At 48.6% G+C, this 2,241-nt stretch carries 1 protein-coding gene; it reads left to right on the top strand.

What is annotated here, in order from left to right:
* Nucleotides 1–229: 229 nt before the first annotated feature.
* Nucleotides 230–2,241 (top strand): hypothetical protein (locus HUT38_04650; protein ID NUQ57741.1); only part of this gene is annotated, 2,012 nt, incomplete at its 3' end.

The raw sequence follows: 2,241 nt of genomic DNA, 5'->3' as shown, positions 1-2,241 counted from the left end.
ACCGGAAACGGGAACTGATCGCCGGGCTCAAAGAAGTCCTGAGACAAATGCTGGAGCAGCTGGCGGAACTGCTGAAAAGGAAGGCGGAGGGCGCGTAATTTCACATGCGTGTGATTACCGAACAAGCTAAAGAAAGACGCAAGATTCTTTGTTTTTAGTTTTGCTATTTATCCACAGCTCAAATTCGAAAGACACCTCATTGTTTGTTATACTTAAGCTGAGCCATAAAATGATTACGACTAAAAATAAAAAGACATTCGTTTTTTACGCTTTACAGAAGAGTTTTTTCATTATCGCGATTTTCATTTTTTTCCCGCCGATATTATTAAAGCCCGTTACCGTCCGAGCCGATGGCGAAGGAATATCAGACTACCAATCAAAGCAGTCAAACCGCCTCTTTTTATCCGGATTAAAAATATTTTCCGAAATCGTAAATACCGGCGCCAGGAAGGTGGTTAATGACGTGGTAAATTCGGTTGTTGCCTTGCCCGGCGACGTTGTTTCATCCGCAAATTATTTAAATATCGTTGGTTTTGAAGAAATCTTTGTCGGCGGAGCGAAGACCATAATGAAAAGTTTCGCCGATGACACATTGGCCAACGTTAACAACCTTAATGAACGCGTCTTTAAAAAGACGGCCGATTCCGGCGGGAAGACGCTTGCCGCCGTCTCCGATTTTTTCGGAATTATTAAAGAAACGGCATTGTCTTTGCCGCGCGGGTTAAATAACTTTATTTTTGACAAAAAAGATCGGCAAGCCGCGGAGAACGAGCCCGATGTTTCTGCCGGCGTTGATTCAATTGAATCCGCCGCGGACAGTCAAAAAAAAGAAGTTTCGCCAAACAATGAATTGGCAAAGGTTGTTTCCGTGGACAATTACAACTCCGACCTCAAGATACTGGAAAGAAAATACGACAACCTTAACGCCCAACTCTCTCTTATCAAGCAATCCGGCCTGGTAATTGAGGGTCCGGTGATAGAAAGAAAAACAATAGAAAGATTGGTGGAAAAAACGGTTTCCGTCTCCGACGACGAAGAAACAAACAAAAAGCTGGCTGATATGGAAACAAGATTAAACAATCAAATTTCCAACCTTTCCTCCCAAACTTCCCGTCAATTTACCGGAGCTTATCAAACCATCTCTTTAACCAACAAAATAGACAATCTTTCCAACATCACTTTATCCAACGTCTCCGGCCTCGCCGACAGCGATATCCCCGATGACATCACCGCCAGCAGTTATCTTCCTCTTTCCGGAGGAACGCTTACCGGAGCTTTAACCGGAACTTCCGCCTCCTTCTCCTCCACCTTAACCGTTTCCGCTTCCACCACCTTCAACGGCGTGGAATACAAATGGCCGTCTTCGGACGGATCAGCCAACCAGGTTCTGGCCACCAACGGATCCGGCGGCTTATCCTGGACGACCGTCAGCGGAGGAAGCGGCGCTTCTGATTTTATTTTTGCAACAAATTATGGGGTTACTGTCGCCGCCACCAGCTCTCCGGTGTGGCTTCAAAATTCTCTGTATGCTTCATCAACTTCCGTATTTCAAGGCTTGGCCACTTTCGGCAACGCTTCCACAACCCAACTTTCCGTAACTGGCCCGGTTTACCTGACAAGTCTTGGCCAAGGCTGGCTCCACACGGCCGGAGGAACAAACGCCCTCACTTCCTCCACTTCTCCCACCGTAGCTTACCTAACCGCCACCTCCAGCGCGGCCACTTCAACTTTCCCGTATTTATCCGTGACGACCAATTCCAATCTCGGAACAGTGGTGGGTGGCGCCTGGCAAGGAACGGCCATCGGCGACGCTTATCTGACTAAGTCCGGAGATTGGACCGGCACCTTAGATACTTATGAAGCCTCGTCTTTACTCTCCCGAGCCAATCACACCGGCACCCAGAATATGTCCACCTTGTCCAATTACGACTTCGCTTTTTCTTCCAACTACGGCGCGAATAATCTGACCGGCTCCACGACAATGCCCTGGTGGGCTCAAGGCGGACTTAACGCTTCCTCCACCTCCCGTTTCGTTTACGCTTCCACCACCGCCTTAACTGTTTCCGGTAATTCTTACTTGGGCACAGTCTCCCAGGGAACATGGAACGGCGCCGCTATCGGCGTTGGTTATGGGGGCACGGGACTCACTTCCATCAGCCAAGGCCAGACTCTTGTCGCTTCCGACGCAAATACCTTGCAGGCTACTTCAACGCTGACAATCCTTTCTTCCGGCAACGTCGG

It is taken from the genome of Candidatus Paceibacter sp. (genome assembly GCA_013360865.1).
In the GTDB taxonomy this organism is placed as follows: Bacteria; Patescibacteriota; Minisyncoccia; order UBA9983; family UBA9983; genus SURF-57.
This window is presented reverse-complemented; position numbering and strand designations above follow the sequence as displayed.